Genomic DNA, 23,082 nt, shown 5'->3' with positions numbered 1-23,082 from the left:
GGCGTCGTCAGCTATGCACTCCGCTTGCGAAACAGGCTGCGCAGCGCCACGCTGTTGCGCAGAAAGCCCACGCCGACACCCAGCAGGGTGTAAATAATCCCCAGCACCAGCAGCATCACCACATCGCCCCATACTTCGTTAAGCGACAGCCCCATCTGGTTAACCCCGGCAATCGCCTTGGTGGCCCAGGTGGAGGGGATGCAATAGGAAATGGTTCGCACCCAGCCCGGCATCGCCTGCAGCGGCCAGATGGTGCCGGAGAGGTAGAATATCGGCGTAGTGATAAACGCCAGCGTCAGGTAGATCATCTCGACGCTGCGCAGGCACTCGGTCACCAGCTTGCCCAACCCCAGCACCGCCAGCAGGAACGGGAAGGTCAGCAACAGAATTTCCGGGATGCCCGCCGTCTGGCGGTAACCCAACACCCACGGCCACAGTACAAACAGCACGATCGACAGGAATAGCCAGATCGGCAGCAGCGCCGTCAGCCCGCCCAGATGCGCCGCCAACGGTGCTTTACCGCCCGGCGTACTCTTCATGGCGATGCTGACGCGTATGCAGGCGATCAGCAACGAGTGCTGCAACAGCATGACCAGCAGGCCGGGGAAGATGATTGCCGCAAAGCTGATGCCGGGGTTGAACACGTCCAACGTCTGCCCCACGATCGGCGTCAGGATCACCTGCGCCTGGCGTTCGCTGAAACCGCTGCGCAGCAGCAGCCCGTTGTTGTACTGGCTCAACAGTTGTTGATAAGCCGCCACTACGTCCTGTTGGATCTGGCCGTTGGCCAAGCGGTTGGTCGCGTCGCCGTACACCGGCACCACGATATTCTGCCCGCTCAGGATCTTCTTCTCCAGATCCACCGGCATGATGATCACCGCAAACAGCTTGCGCCAGCCAAGGTCTCGCTGGGCCTGATCCTGGCTGTCGTAGGTCTGGATCGCGATTTTCGAGGTGGCGTCCAGTTGGCGGATCAGCTGGCGACTGGCGGTGCTGTGATCCTGATCGACCACGCCCACCGGCAGATCCCACACCGTGCGGTTGGCATACACCATACTCATGATGCACAGCGACAAGATCAGCATCAGCCACATCGGCCGTTCCAACATGCCAAGCAGCACGCGGACAAAAGTTTGCCAATAGATCTTCATCCCGCGCCCCCTTCTTTCAGCAACCGCTGCAACAGCCGGTTACGCACCAGCAGCGCGGTAACCAGCGGGTAGACCGCCAGCAGCGCACAGACGCTGAAGATGGCACTGGCCGGCACCTGCCGCAGGAACACGTCGAACATGGCGTACAGCGCATGGGTCAGCGGCTCGATATTGGAGATAATGCGCGCCGGCAGCGGCATCGACAGCTCCGGCACCGCCATGCCCGAGAAGGTCAACGCGATACTCACCAGGATGCCGATCAGGCTGTAGGCCGTGATAATGCTGCCGGTAAAAGTGAACAGCAGCAGGCCGACGCTCTGCGCCGCCATCACGTAGAAAAAGGCGATCATCAGCATAAACAAGGGATTGCCGCTGACGCGGGCGTCAAAAATGCCCACCAGCGCCGCGATCTCCACCATCAGCAGGCTGGTGAAACACAGGGTGTAAGGTGCCAGTTTGCCAAGCAATGCCAGGCTGAACGGCCTGGCCTTCAACAGCGACTTGCTGCGCGCCAGCACGTAGATCATGCAGGTCACCACAAACAGCTGCAGCAGGTGAATGGTGGCCGCAAACTGCTGATAGTAAATATAGCTGCCGCTGGCGTTGAACAGACTGCCGTACGACAGCGTGACGTCCGCCAGCGGCGGCAACGTTTTGCCCATCTCGCCGGCGATGATGCTGCGGGTGCTGGCGTTGATTTCAGTCATCAGGCCGCTGAAATCCTGAGTGGAATACAGCCCGGCGCCGTAAAACAGCGCGTTGTAATACATCACCACGCTCGGCTGCTTGCCCGCCAACGCGTTGGCTTCGAAATCCGGCGGTATGTAAAGCAGCGCATAATCCTGCGCACTGCGCAGGCGGTGCAGCGATTCATCCAGCCCGCCATCGTAGGCTTCGACGTGGGCATGAGAGCCGGCATCCAGCCTGCGGATCAGCGATTTGGACAACGAGCTGTGATCGCTGTCCACCACCGAGACCGGCAAATCGAGCAAGGTGCCTTCCGAAAAGTTGCTGCTGATCAGGCCAAACAGCATCAACGGGAAGATCCAGCTCAACCAGTGCACCACCGGGCTGCGAAAGGCGATGCGGCACTCGTTGTCAAACGCGTGGCTGAAGCAGCGCCAACCGGCCCTTACTCTTTCCATAGCCATAGGCTGCTCATCCCCGGACGCAAGCCGTCCACCGGCTGTGATGGATACAGGCGCACTTCAAAGGTTTTCAGATCAAAGTCACCGGTGGCGCGGGTGGCGCGTTTGGTGGCGTAATCTCCCAGCGGCGCGATGTAACGCACCTCTGCCTCAATCATTTTGTTCTGCAGCGCCGGCACCCGCATTGGGATCTTATCGCCTTTGCGCACATGGGCCAGGATGTCCTCGCGCAGGTTAAACACGAAGTAGGCATCCGGGACGCGGATCAGCGTCACCAGCGGGCTACCGGCATTCAGCAGTTCCCCCACTTCCGCCGGGATAGGCCCCACTTCGCCGTCCACCGGCGCTAAAACCCGCAGATCGTCGGTCTGGGCTTTCACTTCCAGCAGGTTCTCTTCCGCCGCCCGCAGCGCCGCGGCGTATTGCTGCCGCAGTTCGACACGGTCGCCGTTGACGCCTTCGTCCAGATTGGCCTTGGCGGCCTGCACCTGTTGGAAAGCGGTATCGCGCGAACGGCGCGAGCTATCCAACTCGGACTTCGAGATATAGCCTTTGCCGGCTACGCTCAGGTTGCGATTGTAATCATTCTGCGCATTGCGGTATTCCGCCTCGGCCTGCGCCAGGCTGGCGCGCAGATTGCGGATACTCTCTTCACGCGTGCCATGCAGCGACTGATCAAGCTGCGCCTTGGCCTCATCGCGCGTCGCCTGTGCGGAACGTAACTGCGCCATCAGTTCCGGGCTGTCGAGCTGAATCATCGCCTGCCCGCCCTTTACGTCATCGCCACGCTCCACCAGGCGCTCGATCACCCGCCCCTTGGCTTTGGAGGCCACAATCACCTCCGGCGCATCCACCTCGCCCTGCAACAGCAGATCCTGATTATGCGCACGGAACAATATCGCCAGAGCGATCGCCACCACCATCAACAACAGGGTAAACAGCGTCTTTTTTTTCATTATTCAGGCTCCCGGAACGGTAAGCGGCAGGTGGGGATCATCACATCCATATTTTAATACGCTCTAAAAAGACCATTTTTCTCATGAGGATATCACAAGCACATATATCCTCTTTTATAACCCTAAATTGGATTATGCTTTTAACGCTAAAGCACATTCGACTTTGTAGTTTGCAGACTCCTGCAATCGCCCTTTAAGCGATCACTCCTCTGATGGACGATGTCATGACTGAAAAAACCGTAGTACCGCTTTCGGTACTGGATTTATCCCCCATTCCGCAAGGGGCCAAACCGCGCGATGCGTTTCACGCCTCTTTAGATTTAGCACAGCATGCCGAAAAGTGGGGCTATCAGCGTTATTGGTTGGCGGAACATCACAATATGACCGGGATCGGCAGTGCGGCCACCTCGGTGTTGTTGGGCTTTCTGGCCGCCGGCACCCAGAGCATCCGCCTCGGTTCCGGCGGTGTGATGCTGCCTAACCATGCGCCGCTGGTGATCGCCGAGCAGTTTGGCACGCTGGAATCGTTGTATCCGGGGCGTATCGATCTGGGGCTTGGCCGCGCGCCCGGCACCGATCAGCGCACCATGATGGCGCTGCGGCGCCACCTGTCCGGTGAAGTGGATAACTTCCCGCGTGACGTGCAGGAACTGCAGCATTATTTCTGCGATGCGCAACCGGGCCAACCGGTGCAGGCAGTGCCGGGCCAGGGCTTGCATGTGCCGATCTGGCTGCTGGGCTCGAGCCTGTACAGCGCACAGCTGGCGGCACAGCTTGGCCTGCCGTTCGCCTTCGCTTCCCACTTTGCGCCGGAAATGTTGTTCCAGGCGCTGAAGCTGTATCGCGATAACTTCAAACCTTCCGAGCAATGCGCACAGCCGCATGCCATGGTATGCGTCAACGTGGTGGCCGCCGACAGCGACGAAGAGGCCCGCCGGCTGTTCACCTCAATGCAACAGCAATTCATTAACCTGCGCCGCGGTTCGCCGGGCCCGCTGCCGCCGCCGGTGGACAATATCCACGCGCTGTGGACCGCCGGAGAGCAATACGGTGTCGATCAGGCGCTGCGCATGTCGATAGTCGGTAATGAAAGCACCGTTCGCCACGGGCTGCAGGCGCTGCAGCGTGAAACCGGCGCGGATGAAATCATGGTCAACGGCCAGATCTTTGACCATCAGGCGCGGCTGCATTCGTTTGAGATTGTCGCCGGAGTGAAAGGCGATGTGGTGAAAGGCTAAATGAAAGGTGGGGGAAATGGCTTCCCCCACGTTTAACCGGGCCGTCAGGCCTGTTTTATCGCTTCCTGCACCTGCTGGCGGCGTTCGGCACGCAGAAACAGCAGCGTGCGGCTCAGCAACACCAGCATCAGGCAAAATTCGGCCGCAATCGCCACCAGCACCGCATTCAGGTAATTACCGGGCGCCAAATGCAGCATCTGCACCAGCAGCGTGCCCAGCAGGATCGGCCCCAGCCCCAACGCCGTCTGTTGCACCGTAGCCAGCATGGCACTGCCGGAGCCGGCGTGCTCTGTCGGTACGTCAGACAGGCCGATGCGGAAGAAACTGCTGACGATAAACGCCTGCCCGAAGCCAATCAATACCGTCGCCGGGATCAAATTCCACAGCCCCGGATGCGGCCAGACCAGTTTCAACGTCAGCATCAGCGCCAACAGACCCACCATCTGGATCAGGCAGCCAAACATCAGCGTCCGCACCTTGCCGAAGTGCTCCACCACCGTGCTGCTCAGCAGCGATGAAAGAAAATAGGCCGCCCCGAGCGCGATAAACGCATTGCCTGACTGGAATGAGCTCAGCCCTGCTCCGGACTGCAGCGTCAGCGCCATCACAAACATAAAACCGCTCCAGCAGGAGAAGAACAGGATGGCGATCACCAGTCCGAAGCGCACGCTCGGCAAGCGCAGCAGCGCTGGCGGCAACAGCGGGAAATTACGCCGTTGCTCCTGCCGCCGTTCGACCCGCCACAGTAACCACAACAGCGGGATGCTGGCCGCCAGCAGCACCAGGCAAGGCCACGGCCAGTGCCATACCGGCCCCAATGCCAACGGAAACAGCAGGCAGGCGATGGTCAATCCAAGCAACAGCGTGCCGGGGAGATCGACATTCACCCGCTTCTCCCCACGGGTATTCGGCACCCAGCGATGGGCGCAGGCCAGCACCAACAGGCACACCGGAATATTAATCAGGAATACGCTGCGCCAGCCGCTGCCGGCAATATCCAGGGTGATCAGCAGGCCACCCAGCACTTGGCCGACGATAAACGCCAGCCCACCGATAGCCCCGTACATTCCCAGCGCCTTGGTATGTTCGCGGCCCCGCAGGCACACATGAATGGTGGCCAGGATTTGCGGCACGATAAACGCCGCGCCAACCCCCTGCAACACGCGAGCCACCAGCAACAGCCAGACGGAGTTCGCCAACCCGCACAGCAATGAGGCCACGGCAAATATCCGCACGCCCCACAGGAACAGGGTACGCCGCCCCAGGTTATCCCCCAAGCGGCCGCCCATCGCCAGACAGACGGCGAACGCCACGCCGTAGACCGCCACAATCAGTTCCAACTGCGCCGGGCTGGCTCCCAGCGACTGTGCTATCGCATCCAGCCCGACATTCACGATGGAAAAATCGATCATCGGCAGCAACTGCCCCGCCAATAAAATAATTAACCCCGCGCGGCCCAGCTTGGCCGCCGTTGATGATGCACTCATGGTTCTCATCCATTGTGTTACCCCAGGAATGTGATTAGCATCACCCTTAAAGCAAACGGGTACCAGTGCTTGATTATCATGGTATAAAAACTACCGGTCTTGTTGCAGGAGTAAATTATTCATGCCCGTAACTACCCGCACTGCCTCTGGCGTTCACGCCGATAACCGCAAGCTGTTGGGCGCTTTTCTACGCACACGCCGCGAGAGCCTCGATCCCAACCGGCTGGGGCTTGCGCGTATGCGTCAACGCCGCACGCCCGGCCTGCGCCGCGAAGAAGTCGCGCAGTTGGCTGACGTTGGCATCACCTGGTACACCTGGTTGGAACAGGGGCGGCCTATTCAAGCCTCGCCAAAAACGCTGACCGCGATCGCCAATGCACTGCAATGCAACGAAGCGGAAACTCACCACCTGTTCAGGCTGGCGGGACAAAGCTTGCCGGCGTCTACGCAAAGCGACGGCTGCGAGCCATTGTCGGCATACGGGCAAAAAATCCTTGATCAACTCGACCCGCTGCCGGCAATCATTTCCAACGCACGCTTCGATATCCTGGGTTTCAACCGGGCCTATTGTCTGCTGATGGGCGTCGAACTTGCCGAACTGCCACCGGAAGATCGCAACTGTATCTATTTGGCGTTCACTCACGAACACTGGCGTGCCAGCCAATTGGACTGGGATGAAGTGATGCCGAAAATGGTGGCGCTGTTTCGCGCGCAGATGGCGGAGCATTTGGGCGAACCGATCTGGGAGGCGCAACTGGCGCGCTATCTGGCGGTCTCTGAGGATTTCCGCACCCTCTGGGAACGGCATGAAGTGCGCAGCATCGACAACAACGTCAAACGCTTTCGCCATCCTTTAGTGGGGGTGATGAGCCTGCGGCAGAATAACTGGTGGTCGGCGCCGCGCAACGGCGACCGGATGCTGGTGTACGTACCGGCAGATGAGCAGAGTGAACGCCGCCTGCATCAGTTGACCGGCGGCGCAGAGTAACCCTGGTGTCAGCGTTGGATAAGGTAGCGGATGGTCGGGCCGTCCTGCTGGATATCCAGCACCTTGTAACCGTGGTTGCGCGCGTCGAGCGGGATGTTATTGATCGACTGCGGGCAATCGCTGATTACCTCAAGAATTTCTCCCGGTTTCAGCTGCGGCATGGCTTCCAGTGTCGCCACCGCCGGGTAGGGGCAAGGCTCGCCGAGCATGTCCAGCCGGTAATCCGGTACTATCGCCGTCTGTTTCATGACACTCTCCTTAAATTAACCACCTGTGCGTCGGGTTTGGCGCGGAAAAAACGTTTCTCCCACCACAGCATCGCGGCAAACGCCAGCGCCAGCAGCAGGTAAGTGACCAGCAGGCCGCCGATCGGCCCGAAGGTGTCCAGCAGGTTGACCTTGCCGTAGTCGGTAGCCAGCGCCGGGGCCAAATCGTCCCAGTAGTAAGCCAGCAGCGTGGCGCCGATGATATTGCCCAGCCCGACCCACCAATAATGCACCTGCCCTTCCACCGCGCGGTACATCCAGCCGGTCTCGCAGCCGCCGGCCAGTACGATGCCGAAACCGAACAGCAGCCCGCCAATCACCGCATTGGGGCCGGCCCACATGATTTTAGGCGCAACGCCGAGCTGCACGTAACTGAAAATACCGATGGCGCTGACCGCCATGCCGATAATGATTGCTTTCGCCATGTGAGTGCGGCCGGTGATCCACAGATCGCGGAACGCCGAGGTGAAGCAGATCTGCGCGCGTTCAATCAACAGGCCAAAGCCGATGCCGAACAGCATGGCGATACCCAGCTTCGGCGCATCAAACAGCGTCCATAGCGACCAGGCGATCGGCAGGCAAAAAATCACCATTCCCAGGCGGAAACGGCGGCGCGCCTGCTCTGGCTTTTGCGTCAGCGGCGCGGCGGCCTGCACTTTTTGCAGTTTTATCGGAATACGAAACAGCGGCAACAGGGTAAATTTGGCGCCAAAGTAAGAACCGGCTGCGGTCGCCAGCGCGAAGAACCAGGCGTGCAGCGAGAACTGCGGAATGCCGGTAAAGAATGCCGCCAGGTTACACCCCATCGCCAACCGCGCGCCAAAGCCGGCGATAATGCCGCCCAACAACGCCTGCACAATGCGGATACGGTGCTGTGGCCGGCGTAGCTTGATGTTGTTGGCCCACAGCGCGGCGGCGATACAGCCGGCGAACATACCGATGATCATCCGGCCGTCGATGCGTTGCAGCGGCGTGCCTTCAAGGCCAATAACCTTAAAGTAACCCCATTGCTCAGGATGCAGACCGAACGCCTGCAACAGATGGCCGCCCCAGCGGGTAAATTCGCCGGTTACCGCCCAGAAGGTGCCGGTCATGCCGAAGTAGTAAGTCGAGAGTATCCCGGCGGCAATCACCGCCGGCAGTGGCGCCCAAAAGCGCACCAGATATTGAGATTTAAATTGCTGCCAACTCATGGCATCTCCTGTACATAGTATCCATAAGAAAAAACCTTATAAAGGATACGTCATTTAACCGCGCTTAACGGCAAATTTCAGGCATAAAAAAACCAGCCCGAAGGCTGGTTTTCAGTGTGACTAACCGCGAACGGTTAAATCAGACGTTATGCATCACCGAAACGGCGACGTGGTGCAGCCGGAGCGGCATCATCACGACGCGGTGCGCGTTGGCCGTCACGGCTGGCGTTGCCACGACGTTCGCCAGTTGCAGCAGGAGCACCGCCTTCGCGACGCTCACTGAAAGAACGACGCGGAGCACCGGCGCCTGCACCTTCACGGCGTTCACCATTGAACGGACGAGCACCGCCACGACGCTCGCCACCTGCACCTGGAGCACCGCCTTCGCGACGCTCACGACGTTCATGCGGCTGTGCATCGCCCAGCAATTGCATGTTCATCGGCTTGTTCAGGATACGGGTACGGGTGAAGTGAGACAGGATCTCGCCCGGCATGCCTTTTGGCAGTTCGATGGTGGAATGGCCGGCAAACAGCTTGATGTTACCGATGTAACGGCTGCTGATATCACCTTCGTTAGCGATCGCGCCAACGATATGACGAACTTCCACGCCGTCATCACGGCCCACTTCAATGCGGTACAGCTGCATTTCGCCAACGTCACGACGTTCGCGACGTGGACGCTCAGCACCACCGTCACGGCTGTCTGGACGCGCTTCACGGCGACGGTCGTTGCCACGATCAGAGCCACGCTCGTCACGGTCGTTGAACTCACGACGTTGACGCGGTTTGAACACCGGATCCGGTGGCAGAATCAGAGGACGTTCGCCCTGCGCCATTTTCAGCAGTGCTGCGGCCAGGGTTTCCATTTCCAGCTCTTCTTCCGGCTGCAGTTTAGCCAGCAGTGCGCGGTACATGTCCAGATCGCTGCTTTCCAGCTGTTGCTGTACTTTAGCGGCGAACTTGGCCAGACGACGCTCACCCAGCAGCTCTGCATTCGGCAGTTCAACTTCTGGAATGGTCAGCTTCATGGTGCGTTCGATGTTGCGCAGCAGGCGGCGTTCGCGGTTTTCCACGAACAGCAGCGCGCGGCCGGCGCGACCAGCACGACCGGTACGGCCGATACGGTGAACGTAAGACTCGGAATCCATAGGGATGTCGTAGTTCACAACCAGGCTGATACGCTCAACGTCCAGACCACGAGCGGCAACGTCGGTAGCGATCAGGATATCCAGACGACCGTCTTTCAGACGCTCCAGGGTCTGCTCACGCAGTGCCTGGTTCATGTCGCCGTTCAGTGCGGCGCTGCTGTAACCGCTGCGCTCCAGCGCTTCAGCCACTTCCAGGGTCGCGTTTTTGGTACGCACGAAGATGATCGCCGCATCAAAGTCTTCAGCTTCCAGGAAACGCACCAGCGCTTCGTTCTTGCGCATGCCTTGCGCAGTCCAGTAGCTCTGGCTGATGTCCGGACGGGTAGTGATGCTGGACTGAATGCGCACTTCCTGCGGATCTTTCATGAAGCGACGGGTAATGCGACGGATCGCTTCCGGCATGGTTGCAGAGAACAGCGCGGTCTGATGTTCAGCCGGGATCTCCGCCATGATGGTTTCTACGTCTTCGATAAAGCCCATGCGCAGCATTTCGTCGGCTTCATCCAGCACCAGACCGCTCAGGTTAGAGAGGTTCAGCGTGCCGCGTTTCAGGTGGTCCAGCAGACGGCCTGGGGTACCCACTACGATTTGTGGGCCCTGACGCAAGGCGCGCAGCTGCACGTCGTAACGTTGGCCGCCGTACAGGGCAACAACGTTAACGCCAGTCATATGTTTAGAGAAATCAGTCATCGCTTCAGCAACCTGAACCGCCAGTTCGCGGGTCGGCGCCAGCACCAGAATCTGTGGTGCCTTCAGGGAAGCGTCAAGGTTGTGCAGCAATGGCAGCGAGAACGCTGCAGTTTTACCGCTACCGGTCTGTGCCATGCCCAGCACATCACGGCCGTTCAACAGGTGAGGAATACACTCAGCCTGGATCGGTGACGGTTTTTCGTAGCCCAGATCGGTCAGGGCAGAAATGATAGGAGCAGACAGCCCCAGGTCAGCAAAAGAGGTTTCAAGCTCAGTAGTCATGTACACGTGCCTCATTAATAATGGCGGCCAGTCTACATAACTCGTCGAGAAAATTTTCAGTCATTTTCATTGAAAAGTGTGAACCGGCTCAAATTAGATTATAAAACGAACAAAGAAGCCCTCGCCCGTTAAGGCGATAACTTTGGCAAAAAACCAATGTATATCAGGCTGATAGTTGTTCGTCAGCTATTGCTGGTCCGATTCCGATAGGTCGTCTTGTTCTTGGCCCAACAGCGCCAATTCCAACAATGCATAGCGGTGCTCAACGAAATTATGAACGTTGTTAGCAACCGTCAGTTTGAACAGCGCCGAAGCGGTGTCCTTGTCCCCCAGACTCAGGTAGTGTTTACCCAAATAGAAGTCAGTTTCACTGAGATGCTCAGCGAGCGAAGTGTTATCCGTTGCATCTGCCTTGAGCTTTTCCATCAGCGTTTTTTCACTGATGTTGCCCAGGTAGAATTCGACAATATTCCATCCCCATTGCCCTCGGTTCGCTTTGTCATAACGCTGCTGGAGCGCTACGTCAGCCTTCTTGGGATCGATTTCTCTTTCCACAAGATACAGCCACAACGAACGGAAGGGATCGTTTGGGTCGTCTTGATAAAACGCCTGCAGATCATCCTGCGCCAACGGGAAGCGGCCGCCATAATACAGTGCGATGCCCCGGTTTAAACGCGCGTAATTGTAAGTTGGATCAAGCTCTAGTACAGAATCAAACGCTTCATAGGCAGCATCAAAATTGCCTGCCTGCGTTAAGTAAATGCCCAGGTAGTTGAAAACTTCCGGCATATCAGGACGTATCGCCAGCGCTTGCGAGAAATCATTGCGCGCCAGTGCACGTAGCCCGAGGCTATCATACAGCACACCGCGCTCATATAAAAGCTGCGCACGCTCATCGTCCGTCAGTGCCCGGCTGGCAAGTATTTGTTCCATGCGCGCCAGGATCACTTCCTGCTGCAGCGTTGGCTGCAACGGGATCGCCAAAACTTCGTCTTTACGCCAATCATGGTTGCTGCATCCTGCCAGCATGAGTGCTGTCGCAACGTAACACCAGCGCAAGAAAGGCTTCATTTCCCACTCCCGAAGACAAACATTGGATGAACATCCTGTCATCCGTTTGCTAATACGCAGGCATCCTACCCGCGCGATACGAACAGCTCCCAACCCCATGGCTGGGAGCTGTAAATCTATCTATACAGTTATTCTGCTTCAGGCGCAGGTGCAGATGAACCTGCTTCTGGCGCTGTAGCTTCTTTGATGCTCAGACGCACACGGCCCTGACGGTCAACTTCCAGTACCTTAACCGGTACTTCCTGACCCATCTGCAGATAGTCGGTCACTTTCTCAACGCGCTTGTCAGCGATTTGAGAGATGTGCACCAGACCTTCTTTACCGCCACCGATCGCCACGAATGCGCCGAAATCAACGATACGAGTCACTTTACCTTGGTAAATACGGCCCACTTCGATCTCTGCGGTGATCTCTTCGATGCGGCGGATAGCGAACTTGGCTTTCTCACCGTCGGTAGCAGCAATTTTAACCGTACCATCATCTTCGATTTCGATGGTAGTGCCGGTCTCTTCGGTCAGCGCACGGATGACAGAGCCGCCTTTACCGATCACGTCTTTGATCTTGTCCGGATTGATTCGGATAGTGTGGATACGTGGTGCGAACTGAGAGATATCGCCACGCGGGGTGCTGATAGCCTGTTCCATCACGCCCAGGATGTGCAGACGCGCGCCCTTGGCCTGGTTCAGAGCCACCTGCATGATTTCGCGGGTGATGCCTTCAATTTTAATGTCCATCTGCAGCGCGGTAATACCGTCACGGCTACCGGCTACTTTGAAGTCCATGTCGCCCAGGTGATCTTCGTCACCCAGAATGTCGGACAGAACGACAAAGTTATCTTGTTCTTTAACCAGGCCCATTGCGATACCCGCAACGGCTGCCTTGATTGGCACGCCTGCGTCCATCAGCGCCAGAGAGGCACCACAGACAGAAGCCATTGAAGAAGAACCGTTGGATTCGGTGATTTCAGAAACCACACGCACCGTGTACGGGAAATCTTCTGGTTTAGGCATCATAGCCAATACACCGCGTTTCGCCAGGCGACCGTGACCAATTTCACGACGTTTAGGCGAACCCACCATACCGGTCTCACCTACGGAGTACGGAGGGAAGTTGTAGTGGAACAGGAAGCTGTCGGTTTTCTCACCCATCAGCTCATCCAGGTTTTGCGCGTCACGGGCGGTGCCCAGCGTTGCAGTAACCAGAGCCTGAGTCTCGCCACGGGTGAAGAGTGCGGAACCGTGGGTACGCGGCAGCACGCCGGTGCGCACGTCCAGACCACGGATCATGTCTTTTTCACGGCCGTCGATACGCGGCTCGCCACGCAGCACGCGGCTACGTACAACGTTTTTCTCAACGCTGCCCAGGATGTCCTGAATTTCAGACGCGTCCAGGGTTTCGTCCTGTGCCAGCAGGGCTTCAACTACGCTGCTCTTGATCGCATCTACCTGAGCGTAACGCTCTTGTTTTTCGGTGATGTGATAAGCGTCACCCAGACGGCTTTCTGCCAGTTCTGCAACGCGCGCGTGCAGCGCTTCGTTGACTGCAGGTGCCTGCCAGTCCCACTTAGGCTTACCGGCTTCGGCAACCAGGGAGTTGATGTTCTCGATAACAATCTGCTGTTGCTCGTGGCCAAACACCACCGCGCCCAGCATCTGATCTTCGCTCAGAACGTCAGCTTCGGATTCAACCATCAGCACTGCGCCAGCGGTACCGGCAACGACCAAGTCCAGGCTGCTTTCTTTCAGCTCGTCGGTCGTTGGGTTCAGCACGTACTGATTGTTGATGTAACCCACGCGTGCAGAGCCGATTGGGCCATTGAACGGAATACCGGACAGGCTCAGGGCAGCAGAAGCGCCGATCATCGCAACGATGTCCGGGTTTACCTGCGGGTTAACGGAAACTACGGTCGCGATCACTTGAACTTCATTCAGGAAGCTGTCCGGGAACAGTGGACGGATCGGACGGTCAATCAGGCGTGAGGTCAGGGTTTCGCCTTCGCTCGGGCGGCCTTCACGACGGAAGAAGCTGCCCGGGATACGACCAGCAGCGTAAGTACGCTCCTGATAGTTAACGGTCAGTGGGAAGAAGCTTTGGCCTGGCTTGGCTTTTTTCTGGCCAACTACGGTAACGAATACTGCGGTGTCATCCATGCTCACCATAACGGCGGCGGTGGCCTGACGAGCCATCATACCGGTCTCGATGGTGACGGTATGCTGGCCATACTGGAATTTGCGAATGATCGGTGTCAGCAAAATTATATCCTTGATTAACGGCGCGCAATCGTATTGACGACTCGACACGCCAGTGACTCGATTTGCCTTCTCACTACATCCTCGCGACTAATGACAATCCTTATCTCAAGCCTGAGACAAAGCCTCTCATTAGCCGCGCGAACCTCTGTAACGGAAGAACCTGTTTGGAAACATCAGTAATACATTAACCTGATTTGCTTATGCTTCCTAGAAGAAAGGGGCCAAAATAGGCCCCTTTCCGCTGAAACTTGCTAGATTAGCGACGCAGACCCAGACGCTCGATCAGGCTGGTGTAACGTGCTACATCTTTACGCTTCAGGTAATCCAGCAGCTTACGACGCTGAGAAACCATACGCAGCAGACCACGACGGCTGTGGTGATCTTTTTTGTGTTCTGAGAAGTGGCCTTGCAGATGGTTGATCTGCGCAGTCAACAGGGCAACCTGAACTTCGGTAGAACCGCTGTCGTTAGTACCACGACCAAAATCAGCTACGATTTGAGCTTTAGCTTCAACACTTAGAGACATTGTCATACTCCAGATTATAGATAATAAATACAGGCGCCGATCTCTAATTCAGCAACCCAATGCATAAGCTGCGCCATTCTACTCTTAGCGCAGTGCGATCGCAAGGCAGTGCGTTTTTCCACCCTCAGTCGAAATGTTCGACCACCAGGCGGCGCGGCGCTACGCGACCGTCATCGGCGATGTCACCTACGCCGATAAATTTACGCTCTTCACCTTCGGTCATTCGCACCATGCCCGAGGCCGGTGCGCCAGCAACCTGTACCGGCTGCCCCTGCTTGACGTAACCTGCAACAACCGGCAGCAAATTCACTTCCGGGTAGTTTTCTACCGGGCTGTCCATCGGCATCAGCAACGGATCGAGCAACTCGCCAGGCGCGATTTCCTGCGCTTGAGCTTGCTCCAGCAACGCGTTCAACTGCTCAAGCGTGACCATGCGTTCGATCGGATAAGTCGCTACCTGCAAACGACGCAGATAGATCACGTGCGCGCCGCAGCCCAACAGTTCACCGAGATCATCGGTGATGGTACGGATGTAGGTGCCTTTCGAACAGTGAATTTCCAACTCCAGCTCATCGCCTTCCCAGCGAATAAACTGCAGTTCATAAACCGTAATGCTGCGCGCTTCACGCGGCACTTCAATACCCTGGCGCGCATACTCGTAGAGTTTCTTGCCCTGGTACTTCAGCGCCGAGTACATCGACGGCACTTGCTTGATATCGCCGCGGAAACTGTCCAGCGCCGCATCAAGTTGCACCTGGGTGAAATTCACCGGGCGCTCTTGCACAATCTGGCCGTCCGCATCCGAGGTGTCGGTACGCTGACCCAGCTTGGCAATGACACGATAGCGTTTATCGGAATCGAGCAGGAATTGCGAGAACTTGGTCGCCTCACCCAGGCAAATCGGCAGCATGCCTGTCGCCAGCGGATCGAGCGCGCCGGTGTGGCCCGCGCGATTGGCGTTATAAAGGCGTTTCACTTTTTGCAGAGCGTCGTTGGACGACAGGCCCTGCGGTTTGTCCAGCAACAGTACGCCGTGAATATCACGGCCGCGGCGACGAGGGCGACTCATTAAGCCTCCTCGTCATCGCCTGATGCAGAACGGCGTTCGGCGTCATTCTTCACAACGTTGGTCACCAGGTTGGACATGCGCATGCCTTCCACCAGTGAGTTGTCGTACGCGAAGGTCAGCTCAGGCACTACACGCAGGCGCATGGCTTTACCCAGCAGCGTGCGGATGTAGCCGGAAGCGTCTTCCAGAGCTTTAATGCCTTTAGGCACCAGATCCGGATCGGCGTTTTCGGTCAACACGTTCAGGAAGGTGACGTAAACCTTGGCATAGGCCAAATCACGAGAAACTTCTACACCAGAAACGGTAGCCATGCCGATACGCGGGTCTTTGACTTCACGCTGCAGAATGATAGCAATCTCTTTTTGCATCTCTTGTGCCACGCGCTGACCGCGGCTGAATTCTTTTGCCATTATGGATTCTCCAGACAAATCGGGGGGCACAAGGCCCCCCGGAACAGACTTAAGCAGATGTGCAAGCGTTAAGCGATGGTGCGTTGAATCTCAATGATTTCGAACACTTCGATCATGTCGCCGACGCGCACGTCGTTGTAGTTCTTAACGCCGATACCACATTCCATGCCGTTACGGACTTCGTTAACGTCATCTTTGAAGCGGCGCAGGGATTCCAGCTCGCCTTCATAGATAACCACGTTGTCGCGCAGAACGCGGATTGGGTTGTGACGTTTGATCGTCCCTTCGGTAACCATACAACCTGCGATGGCACCAAATTTCGGAGATTTGAACACGTCACGCACGGCGGCCAGACCGATAATCTGCTGCTTGTACTCAGGCGCCAGCATACCGCTCATCGCCTGCTTCACTTCGTCGATCAGGTTATAGATGACGGAGTAGTAACGCAGATCCAGGCTTTCAGCTTCAATCACGCGGCGCGCAGAAGCGTCGGCACGGACGTTGAAGCCCAGGATGATAGCGTTGGAAGCCGCTGCCAGCGTTGCGTCGGTTTCGGTGATACCCCCTACGCCGGAGCCAACAATCTTCACTTTCACTTCGTCGGTAGAGAGTTTCTGCAGTGATTCGCAAATCGCTTCACAAGAACCCTGTACGTCAGATTTCAGTACGATGTTCAGCTCAGAAACTTCACCGTCGGTCATGTTAGCGAACATGTTTTCCAGTTTAGATTTCTGCTGACGAGCCAGTTTAACTTCGCGGAACTTGCCTTGACGGTACAGCGCAACTTCACGCGCTTTCTTCTCGTCACGTACCACGGTCGCTTCATCACCGGCGGCAGGAACGCTGGACAGGCCCAGGATCTCAACCGGAATAGAAGGACCCGCAGAGGTCACTTCGCGCCCCAGTTCGTCACGCATCGCACGTACACGGCCGTATTCGAAGCCACACAGAACGATATCGCCTTTGTTCAGCGTACCTTCCTGTACCAGCACGGTAGCAACCGGGCCACGGCCTTTATCCAGGAAGGATTCGATAACCACGCCGCTGGCCATGCCGCTGCGTACGGCTTTCAGTTCGAGAACTTCGGCCTGCAACAGGATAGCGTTCAGCAGTTCGTCGATACCGGTACCGGCTTTCGCAGATACGTGAACGAACTGTGCTTCGCCGCCCCACTCTTCCGGCATAACGCCGTACTGGGACAGTTCCTGCTTAACGCGGTCCGGATCGGCTTCCGGCTTGTCGATTTTGTTCACTGCAACCACCAACGGCACCTTCGCTGCTTTCGCATGCTGAATAGCTTCGATGGTTTGCGGCATCACGCCGTCGTCGGCAGCAACAACCAGAACAACGATGTCTGTCGCCTGAGCACCGCGGGCACGCATTGAGGTAAAGGCTGCGTGGCCTGGGGTATCCAGGAAGGTGATCATGCCGTTGTCGGTTTCTACGTGGTAAGCACCGATATGCTGGGTAATACCACCGGCCTCGCCTGCTGCCACCTTGGTGGAGCGGATGTAGTCCAGCAGAGAAGTTTTACCGTGGTCAACGTGGCCCATGATGGTCACGACAGGTGCACGCGACTCAGCGGCAGCACCGGTATCACGGTCGCTCATCAGCGCTTCTTCCAGCTCGTTCTCACGACGCAGGATAACTTTGTGGCCCATCTCTTCGGCAACCAGCTGTGCGGTTTCCTGGTCGATGACCTGGTTAATGGTGGCCATTGCACCCAGTTTCATCATCGCTTTGATGACCTGAGAGCCTTTAACCGCCATTTTGTTAGCCAGTTCGGCTACGGTGATGGTTTCGCCGATCACAACGTCGCGGTTAACCACCTGAGCCGGCTTGTTGAAGCCCTGCTGAAGAGTACTTGGCTTACGCTTGCCTTTACCGCCACGGGTAACGGCGCGCGCTTCTTCACGGTCTGCTTTAGACTCGGAAAGTTTGTTGCCTTTCTTCTGCTTGGTCACTTTACCGCCACGAGTGCGGGCGCGGCGCTCGCCTTCAACTTTGGCGTCGTTTTCGTCTTCGGCTGCACGGGCGTGCTGAGAGGTGGTCACGTGGTAATCGGCTGTTTCAACCGCAGCGCTTGCTGCTTCAGCTTCGGCCCACTTCTCGCCGTTCTCTTCGGCCATACGGCGCGCTTCTTCCGCTACGCGTTTGGCGTCTTCTTCAACCTTGCGGTGCACTTCCTCTTCCGCTTTACGTTTCAGTTCTGCGGCTTCGGCTTCACGGCGTGCTTTTTCTGCCTGAGCTGGCTTGGTCATTTCGTCGGTATGTTGATTGGTCACTTTTTCTTTTTCCGCTGAATTACGCTTAGCAATCTCCGCGGCCTCACGTTTGGCTTGGTCTTCGGCTGCGCGCTTTGCTTCTGCTTCGCGTTTCGCCAGCTCTTCCGCTGCGCGCTGTGCCTGCTCTTCCGCTTCACGCTGTGCCTGCTCTGCCGCTTCAGCCTGTTGGGCTTCTGGCGTATCGCGATTTACATAAGTGCGTTTCTTGCGGACTTCGATTTGCACCGATTTACTTTTACCGCCGGTGCTCGGAATATTCAAGGTGCTGCGCGTTTTGCGCTGCAACGTGAGCTTACCCGGCGCACTACCGTGTTCACGGTTAAGGTGCGCCAGTAAGGCTTCTTTCTCGTGCTGGGTCACAGAGTCTGTCTCAGACTTGTTAATCCCTGCATCAGCAAACTGCTGTACCAGGCGATCAACTGGAGTCTGAATCTCTGCTGCCAGCGATTTTACGGTTACATCTGTCGTCATGCTGTTCCTTCCTGCTACAGTTTATTACGCGTTGTCGCCAAACCAACAGATATTACGTGCGGCCATAATCAGCTCGCCGGCTTGCTCATCGCTAAGCCCTTCAATATCCGCCAGATCGTCAACACCCTGCTCGGCAAGATCTTCCAGCGTACAAACCCCACGCGCGGCCAGTTTAAAGGCCATGCTGCGCTCAAGCCCCGGAAGGTTGAGCAAATCGTCAGCAGGTTTTTGGTCGCCCAGGCTCTCTTCTTGGGCCAGGGCAAGCGTGGTCAATGCAGCTTTGGCGCGATCGCGCAACGCTTCAACCATATCTTCATCCAGACCGTCAATTTCCAGCAGCTCTTTGATTGGCACGTAAGCCAACTCTTCCAGAGTAGAGAAGCCTTCTTCGACCAGTACGGTGGCGAAATCTTCTTCGATATCAAGATACTTGGTGAAGGTATCAATGGCGGCATGAGCTTCGGCCTGGTGCTTGGCCTGCAGATCGTCCGCCGTCATCACGTTCAGTTCCCAACGATCATCGTCACGATGTTGTTTTAACAATTGGGAAGCCAAACGCACGTTTTGGCCATTACGGCCGATCGCCTGTGCCAGGTTGCTGGCTTCGACGGCGATATCCATGGTGCAATTATCTTCATCAACCACGATCGAGGCAACGTCTGCCGGCGCCATGGCGTTGATGACGAACTGCGCAGGGTTATCATCCCAGAGGATGATATCGATACGTTCGCCGCCGAGTTCGCTCGAAACGGCCTGAACGCGCGCACCGCGCATACCTACGCAAGCGCCGACCGGGTCGATGCGTTTGTCGTTGGTTTTCACAGCAATTTTTGCACGGGAGCCAGGATCACGGGCTGCCGCTTTAATTTCAATCACTTCTTCGCCGATTTCCGGCACTTCGATGCGGAACAGTTCTTTCAGCATCTCTGCGCTGGAGCGGCTGACGAACAGCTGTGCTCCACGAGCTTCAGGACGGACGGCGTACAATATGCCGCGAATTCGGTCGCCCGGACGGAAGTTTTCGCGCGGCAGCATGTCTTCACGGCCAATGACCGCTTCGGCGTTGCTGCCCAGGTCCAGCGCAATGCTGTCACGGTTTACTTTCTTCACCACGCCGGTGACGATTTCACCTTCGTGCTGACGGAAAGCGTCAACGACCATGGCGCGTTCGGCTTCACGTACTTTCTGTACGATAACCTGTTTCGCGGTTTGGGTGGTGATGCGGTCAAAGGTCACAGATTCGATCTGATCTTCGATGTACCCACCCAACTCGATGCCCGGCTCTTCATACTGAGCGGCTTCCAGCGTGATTTCACGCGTTGGCTGGGTCACTTCATCTACGGCGACCCAACGACGGAAGGTATCGAAATCGCCGGTTTTGCGATCGATACTGACGCGAACCTCAATTTCCTGCTCGTATTTTTTCTTGGTTGCGGTGGCTAATGCGGTTTCCAACGCTTCGAAAATCTTCTCACGCGGAAGGGATTTTTCGTTGGAAACAGCTTCAACAACAGCCAGAATCTCTTTATTCATCCTAGTTGCCTCATCCAAACTTTAAAAGTGGGGTACCAGGTTCGCTTTCTGGATGTTGCTCAGCGCGAACACTTCATCTTTCCCTTCCACAGTAACCGTGATCATCTCGCCATCGACAGACTTGATAATGCCCTGCCATTTGCGACGGTTCTGTACGGCCATGCGCAGGACCAGGCTGACGTCTTCACCGAGGAAACGAGTATAGTGCTCAGCGGTGAACATCGGGCGATCAAGGCCAGGAGAGGAGACTTCCAAGTTGTAAGCGACTGTGATTGGCTCTTCGACGTCCAATACAGCGCTGACCTGGTGGCTGACATCAGCACAATCGTCAACATTGATGCCGTTTTCACTATCAATATAGATACGGAGCGTCGATTGGCGCGCACGAATAAATTCGATGCCTACAAGCTCAAAGCCCAACGCTTCTACCGGTGCCGAAAGCATCTCTGTTAATTTTTGCTCTAATGTGGACAAGCCCACCCCCAAGACATAAAAAAAGGGCCTAATAGCCCAGTGATTCTGTTGCCAAATAACAAAAAACCCCGAAAATTCGGGGCTTTATGCAACTGGACCCTGTTTGCCGCAAAGCGGCTTCGGTGCAACTTTCTAACAAGTGTCATTTTCAAATGTTGTTCGAGAAAAGCGGAATTCAATCGAAAAGTGTATTTGAAAATAAACACTTAAAGGAAAGTGGTTGCGGGGGCCGGATTTGAACCGACGACCTTCGGGTTATGAGCCCGACGAGCTACCAGGCTGCTCCACCCCGCGTCCGAAAACGTGGCAAATATTACGCCGATAATTGCAAAATTGCAAGTTATCTCTGGGATTTGGTACCGAGGATGGGACTCGAACCCACAAGCCCGTTAGGGCACTACCACCTCAAGGTAGCGTGTCTACCAATTCCACCACCTCGGTACTGATTCTTGCTGCTAACGGCTGTTATTCCTATCCAGGTCACAACAACCGTTTTCAAACTCTGTTACTGCTTGCCGCTTACTGTGGGATATCGCTGCTCGGCTTGGTTGGTGCTGCCGGTGCGGTAGTCTGCTCAGATTTCACTGGCTGACCCAGGTTTTCCCACTCGCTGCCTTTCTTGCTCTGGTTGGTGCTCAGGTTGCCCAGGATCAAACTAATGACGAAGAACAATGCCGCCAAAATAGCCGTCATGCGGGTCATGAAGTTACCGGAACCACTCGAACCGAACAATGTGCCAGATGCACCTGCTCCGAATGAGGCTCCCATATCAGCGCCTTTACCTTGCTGCAGCATAATCAGAGCAACAAGCCCGATTGAGATCAGCAGGAAAATTACCAGAAGAGCTTCGTACATAGTTGTACCCGTATCCTTGCGGCTTCACCGCGTGCCAAATGCTTCACACCCCAAAGGCTTCTTTTCTATTAAGAAGTCGCAGGCGTTGTATCAAACTGCCCACTGAAGCGGGTGTGAATACTAACCAAAGCCGCTAACCCGCGCAAGGGCAATTTGCAGCCGCTGGCGCGTTTGCGGAAAAAAACACCAATAAAATTCGCAGGCTGTGTTTTCCGGGGGCAGCAAACAGCCCCCGGCTTGTCGGCGATCCGTTAACCGGCAGCCTTTACAGCATCGGCGATACGGTGCGCCAGCGCGGTAACCTGCTGTTCATCCTCACCTTCCACCATCACGCGGATCAGCGGTTCGGTACCTGATTTACGCAAAAGAACGCGGCCACGGCCCGCCAACTCGGTTTCAACCTGCTCGGTGACTTTACGCACCTCTTCAGATTCCAGCGGGTTGTGCTCGCCGACAAAACGCACGTTAACCAGGATCTGCGGCAACAGTTTCATGCCGCTGCACAGATCGTGCAGACTCATACTGTTACGAACCATCGCAGTCAGCACCTGCAGACCGGCAACGATGCCGTCACCCGTAGTGGTTTTGTCCAACAGGATCACGTGGCCGGAGTTTTCCGCACCGATGCGCCATCCCAGTTCCTGCAGCTTCTCCAGTACGTAGCGGTCACCCACTTTTGCACGGGCAAACGGGATACCAAGCTGCTTGAGCGCCAGTTCCAGGCCCATGTTACTCATCAGTGTACCGACTGCGCCACCGCGTAACTGGCCCTGACGCAGCCCCTCACGGGCGATGATGTACAAGATCTGGTCGCCATCCACTTTGTTGCCAAGGTGATCAACCATCATCACGCGGTCGCCGTCACCGTCAAATGCCAGGCCGACATGGGCTTTTTCCTGCAGTACGCGCTCCTGTAATTGACGAACATCAGTCGCCCCGCACTTTTCATTGATGTTCATGCCATCCGGCTCAACGCCGATGGCAATCACCGTGGCACCCAACTCACGCAGTACGCTTGGCGCAATGTGATAGGTCGCACCGTTGGCGCAGTCCACCACGATTTTCAGGCCCTTCAGGCTCAATTCGCTCGGGAAGGTGCCTTTGCAGAATTCGATATAGCGGCCGGCAGCGTCGATGATCCGGCTAGCCTTGCCTAATTCGGAGGATTCCACGCAGGTCAGCGGCTTTTCCATTTCGGCTTCAATGGCTTCTTCAACATCGTCCGGCAACTTAGCCCCATCAATGGAGAAGAATTTAATACCGTTGTCGTAAAACGGGTTATGTGATGCCGAAATAACAATACCGGCTTCAGCACGGAAGGTACGCGTCAGATACGCTACCGCTGGCGTCGGCATTGGGCCGGTAAACGAGGCTGACAGCCCCGCAGCGGCAAGCCCGGCTTCCAACGCCGACTCCAGCATATAGCCGGAGATGCGGGTATCTTTGCCGATAATGATTTTGCGGGAGCCGTGACGTGCCAGTACCTTACCCGCCGCCCAGCCCAGCTTCAGAACGAATTCCGGGGTGATAGGACTATCACCGACCTTGCCACGAATGCCGTCGGTACCAAAATATTTGCGCTCGCTCAT

20 protein-coding genes and 2 tRNA genes are annotated in these 23,082 nt (G+C 56.5%); 2 read left to right on the top strand and 20 right to left on the bottom strand.

Annotated elements, in window-relative coordinates:
- Positions 1-11: 11 nt before the first annotated feature.
- Genes JEM67_RS02955 through JEM67_RS02945 form a run of 3 tightly spaced genes read right to left on the bottom strand, consistent with a single transcriptional unit; the run spans position 12 to position 3,255 of the window.
- Positions 12-1,151, bottom strand: coding sequence for an ABC transporter permease (locus JEM67_RS02955; RefSeq protein WP_199635631.1), 1,140 nt, complete (start codon positions 1,149-1,151; stop codon positions 12-14).
- Positions 1,148-2,302, bottom strand: a complete 1,155-nt coding sequence (locus tag JEM67_RS02950; RefSeq protein WP_013811285.1) for an ABC transporter permease — start codon at positions 2,300-2,302, stop codon at positions 1,148-1,150. Before JEM67_RS02950 ends, JEM67_RS02955 begins: the two co-directional genes overlap by 4 nt.
- Entirely contained in the window at positions 2,284-3,255 is a 972-nt protein-coding gene (locus tag JEM67_RS02945) for an HlyD family secretion protein (protein ID WP_199635630.1), read from the bottom strand. Before JEM67_RS02945 ends, JEM67_RS02950 begins: the two co-directional genes overlap by 19 nt.
- Positions 3,256-3,479: 224 nt before the next feature.
- On the opposite strand from JEM67_RS02945, the gene JEM67_RS02940 reads away from it, so the two are divergent.
- Entirely contained in the window at positions 3,480-4,493 is a 1,014-nt protein-coding gene (locus JEM67_RS02940; RefSeq protein ID WP_199635629.1) for a luciferase-like monooxygenase, read from the top strand.
- 44 nt (positions 4,494-4,537) lie between these two features.
- Here JEM67_RS02940 and JEM67_RS02935 read toward each other — a convergent pair whose 3' ends face one another.
- Positions 4,538-5,980: an MFS transporter gene (locus JEM67_RS02935; RefSeq protein WP_199635628.1), complete on the bottom strand. Its 1,443-nt coding sequence runs from the start codon at positions 5,978-5,980 to the stop codon at positions 4,538-4,540.
- A 121-nt stretch (positions 5,981-6,101) separates the two neighbouring features.
- Between JEM67_RS02935 and JEM67_RS02930 the strand changes: the two genes are divergently transcribed.
- A complete protein-coding gene (locus JEM67_RS02930; RefSeq protein ID WP_199635627.1) occupies positions 6,102-6,968 on the top strand; it encodes a helix-turn-helix transcriptional regulator in 867 nt (288 codons plus the stop codon).
- 8 nt (positions 6,969-6,976) lie between these two features.
- On the opposite strand, the gene yedF is transcribed toward JEM67_RS02930, so the two are convergent.
- From yedF to glmM, 16 genes are all read right to left on the bottom strand, one after another.
- Positions 6,977-7,216, bottom strand: coding sequence for a sulfurtransferase-like selenium metabolism protein YedF (yedF, locus tag JEM67_RS02925; RefSeq protein WP_012004955.1), 240 nt, complete (start codon positions 7,214-7,216; stop codon positions 6,977-6,979).
- Positions 7,213-8,427: a selenium metabolism membrane protein YedE/FdhT gene (gene yedE, locus JEM67_RS02920; RefSeq protein ID WP_199635626.1), complete on the bottom strand. Its 1,215-nt coding sequence runs from the start codon at positions 8,425-8,427 to the stop codon at positions 7,213-7,215. Before yedE ends, yedF begins: the two co-directional genes overlap by 4 nt.
- 146 nt (positions 8,428-8,573) lie before the next feature.
- On the bottom strand, positions 8,574-10,547 hold the full coding sequence (locus JEM67_RS02915) for a DEAD/DEAH family ATP-dependent RNA helicase (RefSeq protein ID WP_013811279.1): 1,974 nt from the start codon (positions 10,545-10,547) through the stop codon (positions 8,574-8,576).
- Complete coding sequence (yrbN, locus tag JEM67_RS02910; RefSeq protein ID WP_223499600.1) at positions 10,537-10,611, bottom strand: protein YrbN; 75 nt, start codon at positions 10,609-10,611, stop codon at positions 10,537-10,539. The genes JEM67_RS02915 and yrbN overlap by 11 nt, the downstream gene beginning before the upstream one ends.
- A 122-nt stretch (positions 10,612-10,733) precedes the next feature.
- Complete coding sequence (gene nlpI / locus JEM67_RS02905) at positions 10,734-11,618, bottom strand: lipoprotein NlpI (RefSeq protein ID WP_004952871.1); 885 nt, start codon at positions 11,616-11,618, stop codon at positions 10,734-10,736.
- A gap of 128 nt (positions 11,619-11,746) precedes the next feature.
- A complete protein-coding gene (pnp, locus tag JEM67_RS02900; protein WP_013811278.1) occupies positions 11,747-13,870 on the bottom strand; it encodes a polyribonucleotide nucleotidyltransferase in 2,124 nt (707 codons plus the stop codon).
- A 256-nt stretch (positions 13,871-14,126) separates the two neighbouring features.
- Positions 14,127-14,396 carry a 30S ribosomal protein S15 gene (gene rpsO / locus JEM67_RS02895; protein ID WP_004933502.1) on the bottom strand — a complete coding sequence of 90 codons (270 nt, stop codon included), beginning with the start codon at positions 14,394-14,396 and terminating at the stop codon, positions 14,127-14,129.
- A gap of 124 nt (positions 14,397-14,520) precedes the next feature.
- Positions 14,521-15,465, bottom strand: coding sequence for a tRNA pseudouridine(55) synthase TruB (gene truB / locus JEM67_RS02890; RefSeq protein ID WP_199635625.1), 945 nt, complete (start codon positions 15,463-15,465; stop codon positions 14,521-14,523).
- Entirely contained in the window at positions 15,465-15,875 is a 411-nt protein-coding gene (gene rbfA, locus JEM67_RS02885; RefSeq protein ID WP_004952863.1) for a 30S ribosome-binding factor RbfA, read from the bottom strand. Before rbfA ends, truB begins: the two co-directional genes overlap by 1 nt.
- Before the next feature lie 68 nt (positions 15,876-15,943).
- Positions 15,944-18,631: a translation initiation factor IF-2 gene (infB, locus tag JEM67_RS02880; RefSeq protein WP_013811276.1), complete on the bottom strand. Its 2,688-nt coding sequence runs from the start codon at positions 18,629-18,631 to the stop codon at positions 15,944-15,946.
- A gap of 24 nt (positions 18,632-18,655) precedes the next feature.
- A complete protein-coding gene (nusA, locus tag JEM67_RS02875; RefSeq protein WP_199635624.1) occupies positions 18,656-20,164 on the bottom strand; it encodes a transcription termination factor NusA in 1,509 nt (502 codons plus the stop codon).
- Between the two features lie 21 nt (positions 20,165-20,185).
- Positions 20,186-20,638 (bottom strand): ribosome maturation factor RimP, encoded by a 453-nt coding sequence (gene rimP / locus JEM67_RS02870; protein WP_071880476.1) that lies wholly within the window; start codon positions 20,636-20,638, stop codon positions 20,186-20,188.
- 217 nt (positions 20,639-20,855) lie between these two features.
- Positions 20,856-20,932 (bottom strand) — tRNA-Met (locus tag JEM67_RS02865).
- Positions 20,933-20,992: 60 nt separating this feature from the next.
- Positions 20,993-21,079, bottom strand: a tRNA-Leu gene (locus JEM67_RS02860).
- Between the two features lie 78 nt (positions 21,080-21,157).
- Positions 21,158-21,493: a preprotein translocase subunit SecG gene (gene secG / locus JEM67_RS02855; RefSeq protein WP_004952849.1), complete on the bottom strand. Its 336-nt coding sequence runs from the start codon at positions 21,491-21,493 to the stop codon at positions 21,158-21,160.
- Positions 21,494-21,744: 251 nt separating this feature from the next.
- On the bottom strand, positions 21,745-23,082 hold the full coding sequence (glmM, locus tag JEM67_RS02850; RefSeq protein ID WP_199635623.1) for a phosphoglucosamine mutase: 1,338 nt from the start codon (positions 23,080-23,082) through the stop codon (positions 21,745-21,747).

The organism is Serratia sp. PAMC26656 (assembly GCF_016469055.2).
GTDB classification, from domain to species: Bacteria; Pseudomonadota; Gammaproteobacteria; order Enterobacterales; family Enterobacteriaceae; genus Serratia; species Serratia plymuthica.
Note: the sequence above shows the minus strand (reverse complement) of the source record. Positions and strands in the feature narration are given on the sequence as shown.